The organism is Streptomyces sp. NPDC102490 (genome assembly GCF_044765285.1).
In the GTDB taxonomy this organism is placed as follows: Bacteria; Actinomycetota; Actinomycetes; order Streptomycetales; family Streptomycetaceae; genus Streptomyces.
In genome coordinates this window covers 516,775-535,147 of the sequence record NZ_JBIWJU010000003.1, presented here as the reverse complement: position 1 = coordinate 535,147, position 18,373 = coordinate 516,775, and the positions used below count along the sequence as shown (strand labels likewise).

Below are 18,373 nucleotides of genomic sequence, written 5' to 3'. Positions count from 1 at the left end.
GTCGCTCCACCCCAATCGGCTCGCGTCGCCCCCGTCCTGGGGGCAGGATGCTGCCCGTGGTCCCTTCACCCTCGCGCCTTGGGAGGCCCGGATGACCGGCAGCAGGCCCGCTGCTTCCTTCACCGCCGACGACTACCGGACCCGCATGGAGCGCGCCGCGCGTGCGGCCGCCGACGCCGGGCTGGCCGGGCTGCTGGTGGCCCCGGGCCCCGACCTGGTCTGGCTCACCGGCTACGCGCCCACGGCGGAGACCGAACGGCTCACCCTGCTCGTCCTCGCCCCGGGACGCGATCCCGTGCTCGTCGTCCCGGCCCTGGAGGCCCCCGACGCCGCCAAGGCGGCCGGCGCGCCCGCCCTGACGCTGCGGGACTGGACCGACGGCCAGGACCCCTACGCGGCCACCGCCGCCCTCCTCGACGGGTCCGGACGCCTCGGCATCAGCGACAACGCCTGGGCCATGCACCTGCTGGCGCTCCAGCGCACCCTGCCCGGCACCTCGTACGCCTCCCTCACCGAGGCGCTGCCGATGCTCCGCGCGGTCAAGGACACGGCGGAACTGGAACTGCTGGCGGCGGCGGGCGCGGCGGCGGACGCCGCCTTCGAGGAGATCCGGCGGGTCCGCTTCGGCGGGCGCCGGGAGTCCGAGGTCGCCGCCGACCTCGCCGCGTCGCTGCGCCGGTCCGGGCACTCCCAGGTCGACTTCACCATCGTCGCCTCGGGCCCCAACGGCGCCAACCCGCACCACGAGGTCGGTGACCGCGTCATCGAGGACGGCGACATGGTCGTCCTCGACTTCGGCGGCCTCAAGGACGGCTACGGCTCGGACACCTCCCGCACCGTCCACGTGGGCGAACCCACCGACGAGGAGCGCCGGGTGCACGACCTGGTCCGCGAGGCGCAGGAGGCCGGCTTCCGGGCGGTGCGGCCCGGCGCCGCCTGCCAGGACGTCGACCGGGCCGCCCGCGCGGTCATCGCCGGCGCCGGGTACGGCGAGTACTTCATCCACCGCACCGGGCACGGCATCGGCGTCACCACGCACGAACCGCCGTACATGATCGAGGGCGAGGAGCGGCCCCTGGTGCCCGGCATGTGCTTCTCCGTCGAGCCCGGTGTCTATCTGCCCGGCCGGTTCGGGGTACGCATCGAGGACATCGTCACCGTCACCGCGGACGGTGGCCGGCGGCTCAACGACACCACCCGGGAGATGGTCGTCGTCGAGTGACCGGTGACGGACGGACCCCGAACGCCCCGGCAGACCCGGAGGACGACGGCGCGACATGACCCAGGCACCGACACCCACCGCGGACACCGTCCGCCGACTGGTCCGCTCCCTGCTGGGCGGGAGCACGGCACCCGACGTCCGGCCGGTCGCCGGGGGCGCGGCACCCGGCACGTGGTGGGTCGGCACCCGGCACGTCCTGCGGCTGGCCCAGGACCGGGAGGCCGCGGCGCGCGGACGCCGCGAACTGCGCCTGCGCGAACTGGTGCGGCCGTACGTCCCGGTCGCGCTGCCGACGAGCGTGGCGCACGGCGAGTGGGCACCCGGCCTCACCTACACGCTGGACGCCAAGGTGGCCGGCGGTTCGGGTGAGGACCACGAGGTGTCCGCCCTCGGCGAGGCGGACCTCGCGGGGGTGCTCAGCGGCCTGCGCGAGGTGCCGGTCCGGCAGGCCGAGACGCTCGGTGTGCCGCGGGCGGCCCCGCGCTCCCTGGAGACCCTGCGGCAGTCCGCCGAGCGTGCCGCCCGCGTCCTCGCCGCGGCCGACGAGTTCGACGCCGCGCGGCCCGAGCGGCTCACCCGCGAGGCGACGGCCCAGCTCGGCGTCCAGCCCGTCGCCGCCGTCCTCGTCCACCACGGGCTGACCGGCGGGCACCTGGTGGTCAGCGCCGACGGGCGGGTGCGCGGCGTCCTCGGCTGGAGCGACGCGGTCCTCGGCGACCCGGCCGAGGACATCGCCGGGCTCGCCCTCTGCGTGGGCTCACCGGCCGCCGTCCGCGCCGCCACCCTCGCCGGATACGGGGCCCGGCCCTGCCTGCGCGGCCTGTGGCTGGCCCGCTGCGACGCGGTCGTTGACCTTGCGGCGGCACTCGCCGACCGGTCCGGCGCGCCGCCGCCGCTGCCCCTGCTCAGGACCCGGCTGCGACGCGCCTGGGAGCCGATCCTCCTGGAACGCGTGACGGAACTGCGCGACGACGACCCGGAGGAGCCCGCCTGAGCGGGCGTCGGGCGGCCGCGCGGAGTGAGCGCACGGCCGCCGCCCGGGGGCCCTCCTCAGTCCTGCGCCAGCACCACGCTCGACTCGCCCGGCACCCGCAGTATGCCGTTCGCGCCCGGGCCCTCGACCGGCTCCCACGCGGCGAGCACGCGCGCCGGGCGGTTGCCCAGGGGGATCGCCGCCGGTTCGGTGCCCAGGTTGACGGCCACGAGGATGTCACCGCGCCGGAAGGCCAGCCAGCGCGCCGTGCCGTCGTACGCCACCCTGGTGTCCGCGAGGTCGGGGTCGGTCAGGTCCGGCTGCTCGGCGCGCAGGGCGATCAGCCGCCGGTACCAGTCCAGCACGCGCGCGTGCGGCTCGCGTTCCGGCTCCGACCAGTCGAGGCAGGAGCGCTCGCGCGTCGCCGGGTCCTGCGGGTCGGGCACGTCCTCCTCCCGCCAGCCGTGCGCGGCGAACTCCCGCCGCCGGCCGCGCCGTACCGCCTCCGCGAGCTCCGGGTCGGTGTGGTCGGTGAAGAACTGCCACGGCGTGCCGGCCGCCCACTCCTCGCCCATGAACAGCATCGGCGTGTACGGCGCGGTCAGCGTCAGGGTCGCCGCGCAGGCGGCGAGCCCGGGGGAGACCAGGGACGCCAGGCGGTCTCCCTGGGCGCGGTTGCCGATCTGGTCGTGGGTCTGGCTGTAGCCGGTCAGCCGGTGCGCGGCGACCCGGCCGCGGTCCAGCGCCCGGCCGTGCGAGCGGCCCCGGAAGCTGGAGTAGGTGCCGTCGTGGAAGTACCCCCGGGTCAGCGTCTTGGCGAGCGCCGCCAGCGGATCGCGCGCGAAGTCGGCGTAGTACCCCTGCGACTCCCCGGTCAACGCGGTGTGCAGCGCGTGGTGGAAGTCGTCGTTCCACTGCGCGTGCACGCCCAGACCGCCCTCGGCGCGCGGGGTGATGATCCGCGGATCGTTCAGGTCGGACTCCGCGATCAGGAAGAGCGGCCGGTCCAGATCGGCCGCGAGGTCGTCCACGGCGGTCGACAACTGCTCCAGGAAGTGGCACGCGCGCGTGTCGGCCAGGGCGTGCACCGCGTCCAGGCGCAGCCCGTCGAGCCGGTAGTCCCGCAGCCACGCCAGCGCGCTGTCCACCAGATACGCCCGCACCTCGTCCGAGCCGGGCGCGTCCAGGTTCACGGCGACGCCCCAGGGCGTGTGGTGGGTGTCGGTGAAGTACGGGCCGAAGGCGGGCAGGTAGTTGCCGGACGGGCCCAGGTGGTTGTGCACCACGTCCAGGACCACGCCGAGGCCGAGCACGTGCGCCCGGTCGACGAACCGTTTCAGCGCCTCGGGCCCGCCGTACGGCTCGTGCACCGCCCACAGCGAGACCCCCTCGTACCCCCAGCCGTGCCGCCCGGGGAAGGGGCACAGCGGCATCAACTCGACGTGGGTGACGCCCAGTCGCACCAGGTGTTCGAGGCGCGCGGCGGCGGCGTCGAGGGTGCCCTCGGGCGTGTACGTCCCCACGTGCAGCTCGTACAGGACCCCGCCGGGCAGCGGACGCCCCGCCCACGGGGCACGCCACGCGTACCGTCCGTGGTCGACGACCGCGCTCAGCCCGTCGGGACCGTCCGGCTGGCGGCGCGAGCGCGGGTCCGGCAGCACCGGCCCGTCGTCCACCGCGAAGCCGTAGCGCGAACCGTCCCGCGCCGGAGCCTCACCGCACCACCACCCCCGCCGCTCCGGATCGCGCTCCAGCGCGCGCGTGGCGCCGTCGCACTGCAACGTCACTCGGCCGGCCTGCGGTGCCCACACCTCGAACTGCACGGACGGTTCCCCTTCGTCTGCTCACCGTGATGCGACCCGTCCATGGTCCTCCACCGCGGATCATTCCGCTGGGGATTGGCCCGCTCGGGGCGGGTGTCGTGCCGCGCGCCCGGTTCGGCGGGCCGCCCTGGCGGCCACGGGCGTGGGCGAGGCCGCGGCCCACCTCCAGGCCGTGCTCGGCCTGGTCCCGGACACCGAGGAGCCGTACGGACGCAGTGTCGATCAGGTTCCTGCTGCCCGAGCACGGCGGGCTGGACGATCGAGTTCCTCGCCGCCGAGGGCGCTGGCCGAACTCCGGCGGCGCGTACGGGTGATCACCGCCCACGAGCTGGTCATCGACGGCACCTCCCACGGAGACATCGTCGTCCTCCACCTCGCCGAGGGCGAGGAGGAACGGTCCGTCGAAGCGCTGACGGAGCTGCACGCGGCGTACGGATTCCCCGGCGCCGCACTCATGGCCAAGATCGGTTCCCTGCTGGACGTGAACCGGTGAGCGCGCCGCCCCGGCCGGCACACCGACTGCTGGACACTCCGGCGCGGCTGACCCACAATCAGCTGCGTGACGTCGTCCTTCGAGTTCCCCGTGTACTCCGCGCGGTTGTCCGACGCGGAGCGCGACAAGGCGCTGAACGTGCTCCGGGACGGTGTCGCCATGGGGCGCCTGTCGCACGACACCTTCCTCCGCCGGATGGAGCTGGCGCTCGCCGCCCGCCGTCTGGACGAGCTGGCCGCGCTCACCGCCGACCTGCGCACCGAGAGCCGGCTGTCGCGGCTGGTTTTCGGCACCGTCGAGGCGGTGTCCGGGTTCGGCGTACGGCTCGGCCGGGCGTGGCGGGCCGAGCGGCTGCCCAAGCTGCTGCTGCCCCACCCCGGCACCGGTCGTCCGCTGCGCATAGGGCGCGACCCCGCCAGCGGACTGCGGCTGAGCCACGAGACGGTCTCCCGGGTGCACGCGGAACTCAGCCTCCAGGGCGGCATGTGGGTGCTGCGTGACCTGGGCTCCACCAACGGCACCACGGTCAACGGGCGGCGGGTGATCGGCGCGGCCGTCGTCCGCGAGGGCGACCAGATCGGCTTCGGCGGGATGGCCTTCCGCCTGGCGGCGAGCTGACCCGACCGGCCTGCTTCTCAGCCTCCGGGGACGGGCGTTCCGACGCGGACCGGAGAGATTCATGGCCCGCGCTTCACCCGGAGTCGCGGTCGCTTCCGTGGCGCAAACCCTTTGCTTTTCGCGGTGTTGACGTACCCCGCAAGTCGTGACTGACTGTGCGTACACCGCGCACACCAGGTGAACCGACGGCCCGCTTCGTGGAGGTGTGCCCTGCCGCCCCTCCTGCGCTACCCGACCGTGGACGAGCTGGAGGCCCGGGCCGCCGCACTCGTAGCCCGGCATCCCCGGCACGCCCGGCTGCGCCGCGTCGGCACCTCCCGCGCGGGCAGCCCGCTGCTGCTGCTCTCCGTCGGCCACGGCGGCCGCCAGGTCCTCGTCGTCGCCGGACCGCACGCGAACGAACCCGTGGGCGGCGCCACCGCTCTGCGGCTGGCCGAGCGGGCCCTCGCCGACCCCCGGCTCACCGAGGGCGCCGACGCCACCTGGAACCTGCTGCTGTGCGTCGACCCCGACGGTCTGCGCCGCAACGAGGGCTGGCTCACCGGCCCCTACACCCTGGGCCGCTACGCCCGGAACTTCTTCCGGCCAGGCTTCCTGGAGCAGCCCGAGTGGCTGCCCGACGGCCCGGACCGCGCCACGCTGCCCGAGACCCGCACCCTGCTCGCGCTCCAGGACGAACTGCGGCCCTTTCTCCAGTGCTCCCTGCACGGCGTGGACGTCGGCGGCGGTTTCGTCGAGCTGACCCACGACCTGCCGGGGCTCGCCCAGCGCATCGCCCAGACCGCGGCCCGGCTCGGCATACCCCGCGAACTCGGCGCCTACGACACCCTGTACTGGCCCGACCTCGGGCCCGCCGTCTACCGCATCCCGCCGCCCCGCCGCGGCGACCTCACCGCCGCCATCACCGAGGCGGCCGTCGACTCGACGTGGTGCCACCCGCGGCGGCACGGGACCGTCACCGCGGTCGTCGAGGCACCCATGTGGGCCGTGGCGGCCGTGGCGGACCCCTCGCCCCCGGCCGACCGCGACGAGGTGCTGCGCTCCGTGAGCCGCACCCTGCGCCACGACACCCGGCGGCTGCACCGGGTCCTCGCCCGGCTCAGGCCCCATCTCGCCGATGTGCCGGAGGCGGCGCACCTGCTCGCACCGGTCGACGACTACCTGCTGGTCTGCCCCCGGCTCGCCGACGCCTGGGACCCGGACACCGACGACGGGACGGGCCGCACCCTGCCGCCGATGAACACGGCCCACCTGATCGCGCTGCGGCTGGCCGGACGGCGCCTGTCGCTGCGGACCGCGGGACTGCTGCACCAGCTGGTCACCCGCACCGGGGGCGATCCGGCGGGCGTCCTGGGCGAGCTGGACCGGCTCGTCGACGAGGGCTGCGCCGACTACCGCGACGGCTGCGCGGCGCACTGGATACCGGTGGGGCGGCAGGTGGAGTACCAGACCCGGGTGGTGCTCGCCGCGTTCGAACTGGCCCGGCGGCGGGCCGGCACCGGCTCCCGCCCCAGTGAGCCCGGCCGGGGTGCGGAGGCCGCGGTGCCGATGCACCGCGACTGACGCCCCCGGCCTCCCTCCCGCCGCACCCCCTCTGTCGCCTGCGCCCTACGCCGTCTCTGCCGTCTCCGCCGTCTCCGCCGTCTCCGCCGTTTCCACCCGCTCCAGCAGCGCCACCGGCGTGTCCGCGAACAGGTCCTCCACGCGCGCGTGCCCGGTGAATTCCCGTCCGGGCGCCAGCGTGTCGGCCCACCTGCCGGGCGGCAGCGGCAGCGTCGTGCCGCGCCAGCCTCCCGCCTCCGCCAGCCGCAGCGACAGCCGGGTCACGGCCGTCACGACCCCGCCGGAGCGGGCGAACGCCACGCAGTGGGCCGCCGCCGGGCCCTCGGCGGCGAGCGGCTCGTACGTCCCCGCGTCGCCGAAGGTGCCGGGGCGCCGCGCCCGCAGCGCCAGCGCCGCGCGGGTCACCGCGGCCTTCTCCCCGGCGCCCCCGGCCCAGCCCTCGTCCCCGGCGGCGGGGAAGTCCACCGGGCGGCGGTTGTCCGGGTCCACCAGCGCCAGGTACTCGTGCTCGCTGCCCTGGTAGAGGTCCGGTACGCCCGGCATCGTCAGCTGGGCCAGGGCCGTGCCGAGGACGTTGGCCCGCACGTGCGGCGCGAGCGCGTCGCGGAGGGCGGCCACCCGCCCGCCGGGCGCGCCGCACGGCCCCGCCGCCACGAACCGCGCCACCGCCTCCTCGTACGCGGGCTCCTGCTCCGTCCAGCTGGTGTGCGTGCCCGCCTCGCGCACATGCTTCAGCAGCGCCTCCCGCACGCGTTCCCCGTCCGCCGGGCCCAGACCGAACACCGTCTGCCAGGCCGCCCACGCCAGCTGCCCGTCCGGCGGGCCCTCGTCCGGCCCGGTGAGCCCGGTGACCTCGGCCAGCACGTCCGCCCACCGCTCGGGGCACTCGGTGAGCACCGCCAGCGCGGCGCGCACGTCGGCGCTGCGCTTGGTGTCGTGGGTCGAGACGACCGTGCCCGTGGCGGGCCAGTCGCGCTGCACGCGCGCGCAGTACGCGTGGAACTCCTCCGGCGACACGGCCGGACGGCCGGGGTCGCCGCCCACCTCGGTCGCCGACAGCAGCGGCACGTAGCGGTAGAAGGCCGTGTCCTCGACGGACTTGGCGCGCAGCGCCGACGCGGTCTGCGCGAACCGCGTCCGGAACTCCACATGGTCGGGGCCGTCCCCGTACCGCCCCAGGACCAGGTCCCGTACGACGTCCACCGCGCCGGCCTCCTCGGGCACCGCGAAGGCGAGCCGCGCCTCGGCCGCCGCCTCCTCGGTGACGACCGTCGCCGCGTCCACCGAGGCGTAGGGCCGGTACACCTCCAGCCGCACCAGCAGCTCCCGCAGGGCCGTGCGCAGCGCCCAGGGCGCCCGGTCGCGCAGGGCCGGTTCCGGCGCCGCGACGCACAGGCGGTGCGCCACCCGGGTCAGCCGGTCCAGCTCGGTGGCCAGCTCGTGCGTGAGCACCCGGTACGCCGCGCGCCGCACCGTCGCCGCCCAGTCCCCGCCCAGGTCCGCCCCCGGGGTGGCGAACCGGCGGTACTCGTCGAGCAGTTGCCCGTACCCGGCGGGGTCCGTGAAGAGCCCGTCGACGTGCCGCAGGGCGTCGTAGCCGGTCGTGCCGGCGACGGGCCAGGCGGCCGGCAGCCGCTCACCGTCCGCGAGGATCTTCTCCACCACCGTCCACCGACCGCCGCTCGCCCGGTGCAGCCGCTCCAGGTACGCGTCGGGGTCGGCGAGGCCGTCGGGATGGTCGACGCGCAGTCCGTCGACCACGCCCTCGTGCAGCAGCCGCAGGATCGTGCCGTGGGTGGCCTCGAACACCTCCGGGTCCTCCACCCGCACGCCGATCAGCTCCGAGATGCTGAAGAAGCGCCGGTAGTTCAGCTCGGTGCGGGCCAGCCGCCACCACACCGGGCGGTACCACTGCGCGTCCAGCAGCCGCGGCAGCGGCAGGTCCGCGGTGCCCTCCCGCAGCGGGAAGACGTGCTCGTGGTAGCGCAGCACGTCGCCGTCGACCCGGAGGTCGGCCAGCACCTCGCCGACCGGCGCGCCCAGCACCGGCAGCAGCAGCCGGCCGTCCTGCGCCTGCCAGTCGATGTCGAACCACCGCGCGTAGGGCGACCTGGGCCCCTCGCGCAGCACCTCCCACAGGGCCCGGTTGTGGCGCGGCGACATCGCCATGTGGTTGGGCACGATGTCCACCACCAGGCCCAGACCGTGCTCCCGCGCGGTGCGCGACAGCGCCCGCAGCCCCTCCTCGCCACCCAGTTCGGCGCGCACGCGCGCGTGGTCGACGACGTCGTAGCCGTGCGGCGAGCCCGGGACCGCCTCCAGGACGGGCGACAGGTGCAGGTGCGACACGCCGAGCGAGGCCAGGTACGGCACGGCCGCCGCCGCGGCCTTGAAGGGGAAGGACGGCTGCAACTGGAGCCGGTAGGTGGCCGACGGGACGGCGGAGGGGGAGACGGGGGAAGAGGCGGAGGACGCGGCGGAGGGAGGGGCGGCGGAGGCGGGAGAGGCCGGGGACGGCACCGGGTCGGGTCGCTCAGGTGTCATGCAGACCTACGTACCCGCCCCGCCGCCTTTCCTGTCACCGTCCCCCTGCACGGGTGCAGGGGAGCCGCCTAAACCGGCCGTTGCAACACCGTCAGGCTCCGGTCCACCAGGGTCAGCCGGTCCCCGGCGTGCACCTTCGGCCCCGTGCCCTCGGGCACCCCCGCCGGGAGGGCGGTGTCGACGACCACCTCCCACTGCCGGCCGTGGTCGACCGGCACCACGAAGTCCAGCGGCTTCGGCCCGGCGTTGAACATCAGCAGGAAGGAGTCGTCGGCGATGCGTTCCCCGCGCGGGTCGGGCTCGGAGATCGCGTTGCCGTTCAGGAACACGGTGAGCGCGGAGGCCCGCCCCGAGTTCCAGTCCCGCTGGGTCATCTCCGCGCCCTCCGGGGTGAACCAGGCGATGTCCGACAGCTCGTCGTAGGTGCCCTGCACCGGGCGCCCGTGGAAGAAGCGGCGCCGGCGCAGGACCGGGTGGTCCTTGCGCAGCCACACCATCGTGCGGGTGAACCGCAGCAGGTCGTGGTCGTCCTCGGGCCACGCCACCCACGCCAGCTCGTTGTCCTGGCAGTAGGCGTTGTTGTTGCCCCGCTGGGTGCGGGCGAACTCGTCCCCGTGGCTGATCATCGGGACGCCCTGGGAGAGCAGCAGGGTGGCGATGAAGTTGCGCATCTGCCGCGCCCGCAGCTCCAGCACCGCCGGGTCGTCGGTATCGCCCTCGACACCGCAGTTCCAGGAGCGGTTGTGGCTCTCGCCGTCCCGGTTGTCCTCGCCGTTGGCCTCGTTGTGCTTGTCGTTGTAGGACACCATGTCGTGCAGGGTGAAGCCGTCGTGGCAGGTCACGAAGTTGATCGAGGCCAGCGGGCGGCGCCCGTCGTCCTGGTAGAGGTCGGAGGACCCCGTCAGCCGGGACGCGAACTCCGCGAGGGTGCGCGGCTCGCCGCGCCACAGGTCCCGCACCGTGTCCCGGTACTTGCCGTTCCACTCGGTCCACAGCGGCGGGAAGTTGCCCACCTGGTAGCCGCCCTCGCCGACGTCCCACGGCTCGGCGATCAGCTTCACCTGGGAGACCACCGGGTCCTGCTGCACCAGGTCGAAGAACGACGACAGCCGGTCCACCTCGTGGAACTGCCGGGCCAGGGTGGCCGCGAGGTCGAAGCGGAATCCGTCGACGTGCATCTCGGTGACCCAGTAGCGCAGCGAGTCCATGATCATCTGGAGGACGTGCGGGGACCGCATGAGCAGCGAGTTCCCGGTCCCCGTGGTGTCCATGTAGTAGCGGGGGTCGTCGGCCAGCCGGTAGTACGAGGGGTTGTCCAGCCCCTTGAAGGACAGCGTCGGGCCCAGGTGGTTGCCCTCGGCCGTGTGGTTGTAGACCACGTCCAGGATCACCTCGATCCCGGCCTCGTGCAGCGCCTTGACCGCCGACTTGAACTCCAGCACCTGCTGGCCGCGGTCGCCCCAGGAGGCGTAGGCGTTGTGCGGGGCGAAGAAGCCGACCGTGTTGTAGCCCCAGTAGTTGTTGAGGCCCATGTCCACCAGCCGGTGGTCGTTGACGAACTGATGGACCGGCATCAGCTCCAGCGCGGTCACCCCGAGATCCGTGAGGTGCTCGATCAGCGCCGGGTGCGCGAGGGCCGCGTAGGTGCCGCGCAGCTCCTCCGGCAGGCCCGGGTGCCGCATGGTCAGGCCCTTCACATGGGCCTCGTAGATCACCGTGTGGTGGTACTCCGTGCGGGGGCTGCGGTCGTCGCCCCAGTCGAAGTACGGGTTGACCACGACCGACGTCATCGTGTGCGGGGCCGAGTCGAGGTCGTTGCGCCGTTCGGGTTCGCCGAAGTGGTAGCCGTACACCTCCTCGCCCCACTGGATTGCCCCGCTGATCGCGCGCGCGTACGGATCGAGGAGCAGCTTGGCGCTGTTGCAGCGCAGCCCGCGCTCCGGGGCGTACGGGCCGTGCACGCGGTACCCGTACCGCTGCCCCGGCATCACCCCCGGTACGTAGGCGTGCCGCACGAAGGCGTCGCTCTCCCGCAGTTCGACCGCGGTCTCCGAGCCGTCGTCGTGCAGCAGACACAGCTCTACTCGCTCGGCGGCCTCCGTGAAGACCGCGAAGTTGGTGCCGGCGCCGTCGTACGTGGCACCGAGTGGATACGCCTCTCCAGGCCAGACCTGCATGAACACGACTCTTTCAGGTGAGGGGCGCCGGTGCGGACGCCTTGGCTCCGAGTCCCCGGAAGTCTCCCCGAAAGTGAGGCGACCACCCTGGGGGCCTGTCCGGCGGATCCTGCCGCAGACGCGGGGCCCGATGCGGCCGCTCGCCTGCGCTGGTCATGAACCGTTCCCTTCCCGCGGCCTGGTCCGCCGACAGGCGCTAGCACGTACGTCCTCCTACCCACCCTTGGGACGTTCCCCCCGCACGATGCCGGGGAACGGGCGCGAAGCCACCGTTCTGGTACCCGCCCACGTCACCGCTATGAATCCCCTCACTCCCCGGTGTGAGCATGGAAGGAACACGCCTGCGGATCAAGGAGGTTGGCAAAACCGGCCCGTCCATCGGGCTGCACCGCGGACCGCTCCCGGAGTACCCTTCCTTGATCGTTGGGACGGGGTGTCCCCGGCAGTGTCCGGGGGAGCGGAAGGCGGTACTCGGGTGGGCTCGGGAGGGCTGGAGCTGCCTCCTGGTGACGAGGGTCACCAGGGGAACTCCACGGACGTCCCGCCCGGTGCGGTGTCCCTGGCGCGGCCCATGAACGCGGGCGCGATCGGTCCGGAGCTGGACTGGGACGCCGGGGCCTGGCGCGAGGTGCGCACGCGTGCGCAGCGGGCGGGCCGGGCCTACATCTGGCTGAATCTCGTCGAGCAGCGGCTGCGCGCCGTCGTGGCCGCCGTCCTGCGGCCGGTCTACGAACCGGTCCACGGCGACGACTGGGTGGTCGCCGCCGCCGGACCCGCGGGCCAGGAGTGGGTGCAGCGCGCGGTCGCGGTGCGGGAGGTCAGCCGCCGCAAGGGCTATCTGCTCGACCCGGCCGACGACAACGTCCTCAGCTTCCTCACCCTGCCCCAGCTGCGCGAGCTGATGGTGCAGCACTGGCCCTGCTTCGAGCCCTACGTGGACGAGCGCCGCGACGTCGAACTCGCCCTGGACGAGCTGGAGGTCACCCGCAACGTCGTCTCCCGCAACCGGGCCCTGTCCGAGGCGGTCCTGAACCAGGCCGAACGGGCCTCCGCGCGGCTGCTCGAGGTGCTCGGCGCGGGCAGCGACGTGCCGTCCGCGCGCCGGCTCCCGGTGGACGCCGTGGAGGACCTGGTCGGGGACCGCTACGCCGACGTGGTCGCCGTGCACTCGGACCGGGTGCGGCTGCTGCGCCAGTTCCCCGCCGAGGACCTGTTCGGCAGCGCCCGCCGGGTGGACGCCCTCGGCATCGGCCTCAACCTGCTGGTGCAGAACTTCTCCGGCCGCCGCCTGCTGCGGATGGCCGAGGCGGGCGGCCGGGTGCGGCTGCTCTTCCTGAACCCGGCCTCCAGCGCCATCAAGCGCCGCGAGCGCGAACTGGGCATCAAACGGGGCGAGCTGAGCCGCGCCGTGGAGACGAACATCCTGCACATGCGCCGCGTGCGGGCCCGGCTGCGGGACCCGGGCGCCTTCGAGATCCAGGTCTTCGACGAGACGCCCCGCTTCACGGCCTACCTCGTCGACGGGGACGGCGCCGACGGCATCGCGGTCGTCCAGTCCTACCTGCGCCGCACGCGGGGCATGGAGGCGCCGGTCCTCGTCCTGCGCAACGGGCGCAACGGCGGAAAGGTCGTGAAGTCGGACCGGCTCGAAGAAGGCGGACTTTTCCCCACCTACCGCGAGGAGTTCGAGCTGATGTGGGCGGATTCGCGCCCGGTGTCGTGAACACCGCCCCCCCGGGCCCGGAGCGGGGGTAAGCGGAATGCGATCCTCTGATTGTCAGTGGCCCGTGGGAGGGTGGAGACCACTGGGGGAAAGCACCACCGAGAAGGGGGACCGCCCATGGGCTGGCACCGCGAGCTGCTGATCGGCTTCGACCTGGAGACGACGGGCACCGATCCGCACCGGGCGCGCATCGTCACCGGAGCCGTGATCGAGGTCAGGGGCTCCGAGCCGCTCGGCCGGCGGGAGTGGCTGGCCGACCCCGGAGTGGAGATCCCGGCGGACGCGGTCGCGGTGCACGGCATCAGCAACGAGCGCGCGGCCGCCGAGGGCCGCCCCGCCGACCGGGTCGCCGACGCCATCGCCGATGTCCTCGCGGACCACTGGAAGGCCGGCGTCCCGGTCGTCGCCTACAACGCGGCCTTCGACCTCACCCTGCTCTCCGCCGAGCTGCGGCGCCACGGACTGCCGTCCCTGCGCGAGCGCCTGGGCGGCCTGGACCCCGCCCCGGTCATCGACCCGTACACCATCGACCGCGCTGTCGACCGCTACCGCCGGGGCAAGCGCAATCTGGAAGCGGTCTGCCGGGAGTACGGTGTCCCGCTCGACGCCGCCCACGACGCCGCGGCCGACGCCCTCGCCGCCGCCCGGCTGGCCTGCGCGATAGCCGGCCGCCACCCCAAGGTCGCGGCCCTCGGCCCGGCGGACCTGCACCGCCGCCAGATCGAGTGGTACGCCGAGTGGGCGGCGGACTTCCAGAGCTTCCTGCGCCGCAAGGGCGAGGCCACGGCCGTCGTCGACGGGACCTGGCCGCTGCGCGAGGCGGCCGGGGAGCCGGCCGACGAGCGGGTCTGACCCGGACCGGCCGGCGGGCCGGACGGCGGGGGTCAGAAGGGGTACCAGCGCACCTCGGGGTCCCCGTCCCGAAGCGACGCCACCCTGCGTTCGAACTCGGCCAGTGCCTTCGGGTTGCTCGGCGCGTGCTGGGCCACCCAGGCGCAGCTGGCGGTCTCCCGGGCCCCGCGCAGCACCGCGCAGCCGTCCCACTCGCGCACGTCCCAGCCGTAGGTCGCGGTGAAGGCGTCGTACGCCTTCGCGGGCAGCCCGTAGCGGTCACGGCTCAGCGCCATCACCACGAGGTCGTGCTCGCGCAGGTCGGCGGAGAAGGTCTCCAGGTCGATCAGGACCGGCCCGTCCGGACCGACGTGCACGTTGCGGGGCAGCGCGTCCCCGTGGATGGGCCCCGGCGTCAGGTGCGGGGTGAGCGCGGCGGCGGCCGACGCGAAGCCGTCCCGGCGCTCGCGCAGATAGGCGGCGTCCGCGGGGTCGATCACGTCGCCCGCGAGCCGCAGCCAGCGTTCCACCCCGCCCAGCAGCTCGCGGGGCGGCAGCTCGAAGGAGGAGGGGAGGGGCAGTTCGTGCACGAGCCGGAGCAGTGCCGCCACGTCCCGGGGCTCGGTGGGCCGCACCGGTTCGGGCAGCCGCCGCCACACGGTCACCGGGTGCCCCTCGACGGACCGCGCCGTCGGCTCGGCCGCCCGCACCGCCGGGACGCCCGCCTCCTCCAGCCAGAGCGCGACGGCCAGTTCCCGGCGCGCCCGCCCGAGGAGTTCGGCGTCGCGGCCGACCTTGACGGCCAGGCCCCCGGCGGCGAACACCGCGTTCTCGCCGAGCGCCAGCAGCCGCGCCTCGGACGCCGGCCCGGGCAGCACCCCCGCCGCGGCCAGCACCTCCCGCGCCCGTGCCTCGTCCATCGTCCCGTGCCTCCGTGTCCGTACCGGTTCCCGCCGTCCGTCGGCCAGTGTCCCATTCGCACAGGTGGGAGCAGGTCCGGGGCCCTTGACGGGACGCGGTCACTTCACGACCATGACCAGGCCCGTCCGAGCCGCGCACAGGGGTTGATCACGTGACATCGGTGACCGAGCCGAGAAGACGGGCGCGCCGTGCGCCCGGCTGGGACGCCCCACGGGGCGCGCCGGACCACGGCGCCTGGTTCCTGGTACTGCCCGCGCTCATCCCCATCCTGGTCCTCAGCGTGGGGCCGCTGCTGTACGGCATCCTGCTGGCGTTCACCGACGCCCAGTCGGGCCGCACAGAGCCCACCCGGTGGATCGGCACCCTGAACTTCCAGGACCTGCTGCACGACACGCTGTTCTGGGAGTCGTTCCGGATCGGCCTGGTGTGGGCCGTCGGGGTGACCGTGCCGCAGTTCCTGCTCGCCCTCGGCCTCGCCCTGCTGCTCAACCAGAACCTCCGGCTGCGCTGGCTGGCCCGGGCCCTGGCGATCATCCCCTGGGCGATGCCCGAGGTCGTCGTCGGCATCATGTGGCGGCTGGTCTACAACACGGACGCGGGCATCCTCAACGAGACCCTGCGCGACCTCGGACTCGGCGGCGGCCACGACTGGCTCAGCGGCCTCGGCACCGCCCTGCCCGCCGTCATCGTCGTCGGCGTCTGGGCCGGCATGCCGCAGACGACGGTCGCCCTGCTCGCCGGACTGCAGAACACCCCGCGCGAGCTGCATGAGGCGGCCGCGGTGGACGGCGCGGGAGCCTGGCGCCGCTTCCGCACGGTCACCTGGCCGGCCCTCAGACCGGTCGCACTCGCCATCACCGCGCTCAACCTGATCTGGAACTTCAACTCCTTCGCCCTGGTCTACGTGCTGACCAACGGCGGCCCCGGCGGCCGCACCCGGCTGCCCATGCTCTTCGCCTACGAGGAGGCCTTCCGCTACGGCCAGTTCGGCTACGCGGCGGCGATGGGCTGCGTCATGGTCGCCGTGATCTCGATCCTGCTGGCCGTCTTCCTCGCCGGCCGGCTCCGGGGCGAAGCCAAGGGAGGTGACGAGGCGTGAGAACCTCGACCGCGGCCCGCACGGGCCAGTACGCCGCACTCCTGGCCTACCTGGTCTTCCTGGCCTTCCCGTTCCTCTGGCTGATCTCCATCGCCTTCAAACCGCCGCGCGAGCTGGCCGGTCTGCACCCCACCTGGATTCCGAAGGACCCCACCCTCGACAACTTCCGGCAGGCCTTCGACGAGCAGCCGCTGCTGCACGCCGGGCTCAACTCGCTGCTCGCCGCGCTCGGTGCCGCCGTGGTCGCGGTGCTGATCGCGACGCCGATGGCGTACGTGATGGCCCGCCGCCGCGGCCGGCTCACCAAGGCGGCCACCGGGTGGGTCGTGGTCAGCCAGGCGTTCCCCTTCGTCCTGCTGATCATCCCGCTGTTCCTGGTCCTGAAGAACCTCGGCCTGATCAACTCGGTTCCCGGCCTGGTGATGGTGTACGTCGTGTGGTCGCTGCCGTTCGCGCTGTGGATGCTCGCCGGCTACGTCCGCGCCGTACCGCGCGAGCTGGAGGAGGCGGCCGCGGTGGACGGCGCGGGGCGGCTGCGGACCCTGGTCTCGGTGACCGCGCCGCTGCTCGCGCCAGGGATCGTGGCGACGGCCCTGTTCGCGTTCATCACCGCGTGGAACGAGTTCTTCTTCGCGCTGGTCCTGCTGAAGACACCGGAGAAACAGACCCTGCCCGTGGTCCTCACCCACTTCATCGGCGCCGAGGGCGTCGCCGACCTCGGACCGCTCGCCGCGGCCGCCTTCCTCGCGACCCTGCCCTCCCTGGTGGTCTTCGCGCTCATCCAGCGGCGGATCACGGGCGGCATGCTCGCCGGGGCGGTGAAGAGCTGATGCGGGCGGGTACGAGGATCGTGACCCTGTTCGCCTGCGTGACCCTGCTCCTCGCGGGCTGCTCGGACGGCGGCGACGGGGCGGACGACGGCCGGATCACCCTGCGCTTCCAGTCCCTGGCCTGGCAGGACGAGTCGGTGCGGGCCAACAAGGAACTGGTGCGGGAGTGGAACGCCACCCACCCGGACGTGCGCGTCGAGTACGTCCAGGGCAGCTGGGACAGCGTCCACGACCAGTTGCTCACCTCCTTCGAGGGCGGCGAGGCGCCCGACATCATCCACGACGCCTCCGACGACCTCGCCGACTTCGCCTACGGCGGCTACCTCGCCGACCTCACCGGACTGCTGCCCGCGCGGCTGACGTCGGACATACCGCGGCACAGCTGGGAGACGGTCACCTTCGGCGACGGCGTCTACGGCGTGCCCTTCCTCCAGGAGCCGCGGGTGCTGATCGCCAACGCGACCCTGCTCCGGAAGTCCGGCATCCGGATCCCGACGCCCGAACACCCCTGGAGCTGGGCGGAGTTCCGGCAGGTGACGAAGGAGCTGAGCGGCGACGGCACGTACGGGGTGGCCTGGCCGCTCAAGGAGCCCGTCTCCGCCACCCTCAACCTCGCCCTGTCCACCGGCGGGAAGCTGTTCCACCGGGGCGCCGACGGCAAAGTGACCGTCCGCTTCGAGGACGGCGACCAGGTGGTGCCCCGCACCGTCCGCGACCAGGTCGGCACCGACCGCAGCGCCTCGCCCACCACCCTGGGCAGCGGCGGCTCCGACACCCTGCCCGGCTTCTTCGCGGGCAGGTACGCGATGGTGCCGCTCGGCTTCTCCTACCGCCAGCAGATCGAGCAGCAGGCACCCGAGGGCTTCGACTGGCAGGTGCTGCCCGCCCCGGCCGGTGCCGACGGGCTCGCCCAGGGGGTCAGCCCGCAGACCCTGTCCATCGCCGAGGACAGCCCGCACAAGAAGGAAGCCGCCGCGTTCGTCGACTTCCTGCTCCAGCCGGACAACATGGTGCGCCTCGCGCTCGGCGACTGGATGCTGCCCACCGGCGAGCAGGCCCTGAAGGACCCCGCCCTGCACACGCCCGAGCACGGCTGGGCCACCGGCACCGCGCTCGCCGCCCACCTGCGCTCGGCGCCCGCGCAGTCCGTGCGGGGCTACGCCGAGTGGAAGGACAAGGTGGCGACCCCGGCGTTCCAGGAGTACTACAGCGGGGCGATCGGCATGGACGAACTGCGCCACCGGCTGGAGGAGGACGGCAACCTCGTACTCGCCCGCTACCAGCGCTGACGGCCGCCCGCGCGAAAACCCGTTGCCCGGCGGGCACGCGCCCGCCTAACGTCCCCTCCGTGGCAGCTTTCAACGCGATCTTCAACTCCGGTCTCGGCCGGGGCTGCACGTACTCCATCAGGATGCGTCGCGGCCCCGGAGCCCTGACCGGCCCGGGGACCCCCCGCCGCTGACGCACTCGACGCGTCCCGCACGCCTCACGCGTGCGCGGCGGGGCTGAGCCTCCGCATCCCCTTTTTGCCTTCGTCTTCCGGTCAGGGCCTTCGG

Annotated in this window: 14 protein-coding genes; 10 read left to right on the top strand and 4 right to left on the bottom strand. The window is 73.9% G+C overall.

What is annotated here, in order from left to right:
* The first annotated feature begins 91 nt into the window (after nt 1-91).
* Nucleotides 92-1,222: a M24 family metallopeptidase gene (locus ACIRGB_RS09000; RefSeq protein ID WP_403860476.1), complete on the top strand. Its 1,131-nt coding sequence runs from the start codon at nt 92-94 to the stop codon at nt 1,220-1,222.
* Between the two features lie 55 nt (nt 1,223-1,277).
* Nucleotides 1,278-2,216 carry an aminoglycoside phosphotransferase family protein gene (locus ACIRGB_RS08995; protein ID WP_403860473.1) on the top strand — a complete coding sequence of 313 codons (939 nt, stop codon included), beginning with the start codon at nt 1,278-1,280 and terminating at the stop codon, nt 2,214-2,216.
* 56 nt (nt 2,217-2,272) lie between these two features.
* Here ACIRGB_RS08995 and treZ read toward each other — a convergent pair whose 3' ends face one another.
* Nucleotides 2,273-4,018 carry a malto-oligosyltrehalose trehalohydrolase gene (treZ, locus tag ACIRGB_RS08990; protein WP_403860471.1) on the bottom strand — a complete coding sequence of 582 codons (1,746 nt, stop codon included), beginning with the start codon at nt 4,016-4,018 and terminating at the stop codon, nt 2,273-2,275.
* Nucleotides 4,019-4,160: 142 nt separating this feature from the next.
* Here treZ and ACIRGB_RS08985 point away from each other — a divergent pair, with 142 nt between their 5' ends.
* From ACIRGB_RS08985 to ACIRGB_RS08975, 3 genes are all read left to right on the top strand, one after another.
* Nucleotides 4,161-4,511, top strand: a complete 351-nt coding sequence (locus ACIRGB_RS08985; protein ID WP_403860468.1) for a hypothetical protein — start codon at nt 4,161-4,163, stop codon at nt 4,509-4,511.
* Nucleotides 4,512-4,577: 66 nt separating this feature from the next.
* On the top strand, nt 4,578-5,129 hold the full coding sequence (locus tag ACIRGB_RS08980; RefSeq protein ID WP_403860466.1) for an FHA domain-containing protein: 552 nt from the start codon (nt 4,578-4,580) through the stop codon (nt 5,127-5,129).
* A 237-nt stretch (nt 5,130-5,366) separates the two neighbouring features.
* On the top strand, nt 5,367-6,692 hold the full coding sequence (locus ACIRGB_RS08975; RefSeq protein ID WP_403860463.1) for a M14 family zinc carboxypeptidase: 1,326 nt from the start codon (nt 5,367-5,369) through the stop codon (nt 6,690-6,692).
* Between the two features lie 45 nt (nt 6,693-6,737).
* Here the strand turns inward: ACIRGB_RS08975 and treY are convergent, their stop codons facing one another.
* Both treY and glgX read right to left on the bottom strand, forming a co-directional pair.
* Entirely contained in the window at nt 6,738-9,236 is a 2,499-nt protein-coding gene (gene treY, locus ACIRGB_RS08970; RefSeq protein WP_403860460.1) for a malto-oligosyltrehalose synthase, read from the bottom strand.
* A gap of 68 nt (nt 9,237-9,304) precedes the next feature.
* Entirely contained in the window at nt 9,305-11,413 is a 2,109-nt protein-coding gene (gene glgX / locus ACIRGB_RS08965; RefSeq protein ID WP_403860457.1) for a glycogen debranching protein GlgX, read from the bottom strand.
* A 475-nt stretch (nt 11,414-11,888) separates the two neighbouring features.
* Here glgX and ACIRGB_RS08960 point away from each other — a divergent pair, with 475 nt between their 5' ends.
* Nucleotides 11,889-13,136 (top strand): SAV2148 family HEPN domain-containing protein, encoded by a 1,248-nt coding sequence (locus ACIRGB_RS08960; RefSeq protein WP_403860454.1) that lies wholly within the window; start codon nt 11,889-11,891, stop codon nt 13,134-13,136.
* 117 nt (nt 13,137-13,253) lie between these two features.
* On the top strand, nt 13,254-13,988 hold the full coding sequence (locus tag ACIRGB_RS08955; RefSeq protein ID WP_403860451.1) for a 3'-5' exonuclease: 735 nt from the start codon (nt 13,254-13,256) through the stop codon (nt 13,986-13,988).
* A gap of 32 nt (nt 13,989-14,020) precedes the next feature.
* On the opposite strand, the gene ACIRGB_RS08950 is transcribed toward ACIRGB_RS08955, so the two are convergent.
* Nucleotides 14,021-14,887 carry a phosphotransferase enzyme family protein gene (locus tag ACIRGB_RS08950; protein WP_403860448.1) on the bottom strand — a complete coding sequence of 289 codons (867 nt, stop codon included), beginning with the start codon at nt 14,885-14,887 and terminating at the stop codon, nt 14,021-14,023.
* A 152-nt stretch (nt 14,888-15,039) separates the two neighbouring features.
* Here ACIRGB_RS08950 and ACIRGB_RS08945 point away from each other — a divergent pair, with 152 nt between their 5' ends.
* From ACIRGB_RS08945 to ACIRGB_RS08935, 3 genes are read left to right on the top strand one after another with little or no spacing between them, the layout of a single operon-like run.
* A complete protein-coding gene (locus ACIRGB_RS08945) occupies nt 15,040-15,987 on the top strand; it encodes a carbohydrate ABC transporter permease (RefSeq protein WP_403860445.1) in 948 nt (315 codons plus the stop codon).
* Nucleotides 15,984-16,817 carry a carbohydrate ABC transporter permease gene (locus ACIRGB_RS08940; protein ID WP_403860442.1) on the top strand — a complete coding sequence of 278 codons (834 nt, stop codon included), beginning with the start codon at nt 15,984-15,986 and terminating at the stop codon, nt 16,815-16,817. The genes ACIRGB_RS08945 and ACIRGB_RS08940 overlap by 4 nt, the downstream gene beginning before the upstream one ends.
* Complete coding sequence (locus ACIRGB_RS08935) at nt 16,817-18,106, top strand: ABC transporter substrate-binding protein (RefSeq protein WP_403860440.1); 1,290 nt, start codon at nt 16,817-16,819, stop codon at nt 18,104-18,106. The genes ACIRGB_RS08940 and ACIRGB_RS08935 overlap by 1 nt, the downstream gene beginning before the upstream one ends.
* The last annotated feature ends 267 nt before the right edge of the window (nt 18,107-18,373 follow it).

Excerpts from the sequence above, each read along its gene's own strand:
- ACIRGB_RS09000 (WP_403860476.1), top strand. The coding sequence starts at position 92 with ATGACCGGCAGCAGGCCCGCTGCTTCCTTCACCGCCGACGACTACCGG.
- ACIRGB_RS08995 (WP_403860473.1), top strand. The coding sequence starts at position 1,278 with ATGACCCAGGCACCGACACCCACCGCGGACACCGTCCGCCGACTGGTC.
- treY (WP_403860460.1), bottom strand. The coding sequence starts at position 9,236 with ATGACACCTGAGCGACCCGACCCGGTGCCGTCCCCGGCCTCTCCCGCC.
- glgX (WP_403860457.1), bottom strand. The coding sequence starts at position 11,413 with ATGCAGGTCTGGCCTGGAGAGGCGTATCCACTCGGTGCCACGTACGAC.
- ACIRGB_RS08955 (WP_403860451.1), top strand. The coding sequence starts at position 13,254 with ATGGGCTGGCACCGCGAGCTGCTGATCGGCTTCGACCTGGAGACGACG.
- ACIRGB_RS08950 (WP_403860448.1), bottom strand. The coding sequence starts at position 14,887 with ATGGACGAGGCACGGGCGCGGGAGGTGCTGGCCGCGGCGGGGGTGCTG.
- ACIRGB_RS08935 (WP_403860440.1), top strand. The coding sequence starts at position 16,817 with ATGCGGGCGGGTACGAGGATCGTGACCCTGTTCGCCTGCGTGACCCTG.